The organism is Mycobacterium sp. 1423905.2 (assembly GCF_001673155.1).
GTDB lineage: Bacteria > Actinomycetota > Actinomycetes > Mycobacteriales > Mycobacteriaceae > Mycobacterium.
Window position 1 is genome coordinate 1 of sequence record NZ_LZLE01000149.1, and the last position, 2,186, is coordinate 2,186.

General features: G+C 68.8%; 3 protein-coding genes. 2 read left to right on the forward strand and 1 reads right to left on the reverse strand.

The window, feature by feature from the left end:
• Positions 1-656 (reverse strand): serine aminopeptidase domain-containing protein (locus tag A9W95_RS08490; RefSeq protein ID WP_067410792.1); only part of this gene is annotated, 656 nt, incomplete at its 3' end.
• 156 nt (positions 657-812) lie between these two features.
• On the opposite strand from A9W95_RS08490, the gene A9W95_RS08495 reads away from it, so the two are divergent.
• Together A9W95_RS08495 and A9W95_RS08500 are read left to right on the forward strand one after the other, a co-directional pair.
• A complete protein-coding gene (locus A9W95_RS08495) occupies positions 813-1,181 on the forward strand; it encodes an OB-fold nucleic acid binding domain-containing protein (RefSeq protein WP_067410787.1) in 369 nt (122 codons plus the stop codon).
• Positions 1,182-1,203: 22 nt separating this feature from the next.
• The gene (locus A9W95_RS08500) at positions 1,204-1,872 is read left to right on the forward strand and encodes a DUF3159 domain-containing protein (RefSeq protein WP_067410789.1); all 669 of its coding nucleotides are present in this window, start codon (positions 1,204-1,206) and stop codon (positions 1,870-1,872) included.
• The last annotated feature ends 314 nt before the right edge of the window (positions 1,873-2,186 follow it).

Consider the following 2,186-nt stretch of genomic DNA (forward strand, 5'->3'; position numbering starts at 1 on the left):
GCCGGGTCCGCGCCGATCTCGTCGAGAGTGACCTCACGCATCGCGGCCCGCGGCGCCGCTGTGGCCCAGTCGCGCCCCACCTGCACCGGGTGAATCGGGTCGTCCGTGGCGGCGGCCACCGCCAACGGCACGCTCAGACCCGCCAACTGTGCGCTGCTGGGCGCGACGTAGGACGCCGCTTCCTCCATCGCGTCGGGCAGCGTCGGCCACTGCGCCCGCCACGAGCGCGTCAACTCGTCGACCAACCACGGCGGGCTGGACGCCCGCATCTGCGCCGTCGTCGCGGCCAAGCCGTCACGACGTAACTGTGCGGCCGTGTAGCGGGCGGCGTGCGCGGCGGGGGCGGAATCGGGTGATCCGGTCCAGGGCGGCAGCGCCGCCAGCACCGCGACTGCGCGGTCGGGATGGGCCAGGGCCCATGCCGCCGCCACCGCGGCGCCGATCGAGACCCCGCCGACGACGATCGGTGCGCTGCGCGCGGCGTTGTCCAAGGCGCTCACGTAGCCGTCGATGAGGCCGTCCGGCCGCGGGGCAGGGGTCAGCAGCACGGCGCCGACGTACCCGACGGGATCGGAGAATGCCCGCCGGACGTAGTCGTCGTCGGACCCCGTTCCGGGCAACAGCACGGCGGTGACACCGCGCAAATCGACAGCCATTCCTTGATAGTGCCCTGCGATTTTCAGAGTTTGAAAACCAAGGGTTTGATCCGTGTGGCGATCGGGAACCAACAGGTCTACGGTGTCCGTTGGCATAGTGCAATGCTGATAGCTAGCAGAGCTTCACGTAACGACGTTGAACTGTCAGGAGGGGCCATGGGGGCCCAAGGTTATCTGCGCCGGCTTACCCGTCGGTTGACGGAAGACCCGGAGGAACGCGACGTCGAAGAGCTGTCCGACGAAGTCCTCAGTACCGGCGCGCAGCGAGTCATCGATTGCCAACGCGGCCAAGAGGTCACCATGGTCGGCACGCTGCGCAGCGTCGAAACCAACGGCAAAGGTTGTTCCGGCGGAGTCCGCGCCGAACTGTTCGACGGCAGTGACACCGTGACGCTGGTCTGGTTGGGCCAGCGCCGAATTCCCGGCATCGATTCCGGCCGCACGCTGCGGGTGCGCGGACGGGTCGGCAAGCTGGAAAACGGGCACAAGGCCATCTACAACCCGCACTACGAAATTCAGCGTTAGGCGCGGCGGTTACGCTTCGGCCGTGAACGCTAACCGCACCAACGCCGAGCGGCTACTGGCCCAGGCCGGCGGGGTGAGCGGCCTGATCTATTCGTCGCTGCCCGTCGTGGTCTTCGTCATCGTCTCCAGCGCCGCTGGGCTGCTTCCCGCGATCGTCAGCGCCCTGGGTGTGGCCGCGCTGGTCTTGGTCTGGCGGCTGGTCCGTCGCGATTCGGTGCAACCGGCCATCTCCGGATTCTTCGGCGTTGCTATCTGCGCGCTGGTGGCCTACCTGCTCGGACAGTCCAAGGGCTACTTCCTGCTGGGCATCTGGATGTCGCTGGTGTGGGCGGTGGTCTTCGCCGTCTCCGTGCTGATCCGCCGGCCCGTCGTCGGTTACCTGTACGCCTGGATCAGTGGCACGCACCGCGGCTGGCGGGCGGTGCCGCGGGCGGTCTACGCCTTCGATGTCGCGACGCTGTGCTGGACGCTGGTATTCGTCGCCCGCTTCGTCGTACAGCGACACTTCTACGACGCCAACCAGACCGGCTGGCTGGGGGTGGCGCGCATCGGCATGGGCTGGCCGCTGACGGCGCTGGCCGCATTGGTCACCTACGCCGCGATCAAGGCCGCGCAGCGGGCCACTCCGGCCGTCGAGCCGGAAACGGCCGAGCCGGTGGACACCGTAGAGACCGACACCGCGCGCGATTAGCGGGGCGAGCGTGCGCTGACGGTTTCGAGGGTGCAGCCACGGCGGGATATCGCGCGTTCGGCCGCCCTGGCTACCCGCTGGGAGCCCTCAGCGCACACTCGGTCACGGCGCGGGCGGCAGCCGGTGGAAATGGACACCGCGCGCGATTAGCGGCGCGAGCGTGCGCTGACGGTTTCGAGGGTGCTGCCACGGCGGGATATCGCGCGTTTGGCCGCCCTGGCTACCCGCTGGGAGCCCTCAGCGCACACTCGGCTCACGACCGATTCACGGCGCGGGCGGCAGTAGCAGCTTTCGCAGTTCTTCTTCCACCTCGG

Coding starts and splice junctions, on each gene's coding strand:
- A9W95_RS08495 (WP_067410787.1), top strand. CDS start 813: ATGGGGGCCCAAGGTTATCTGCGCCGGCTTACCCGTCGGTTGACGGAA.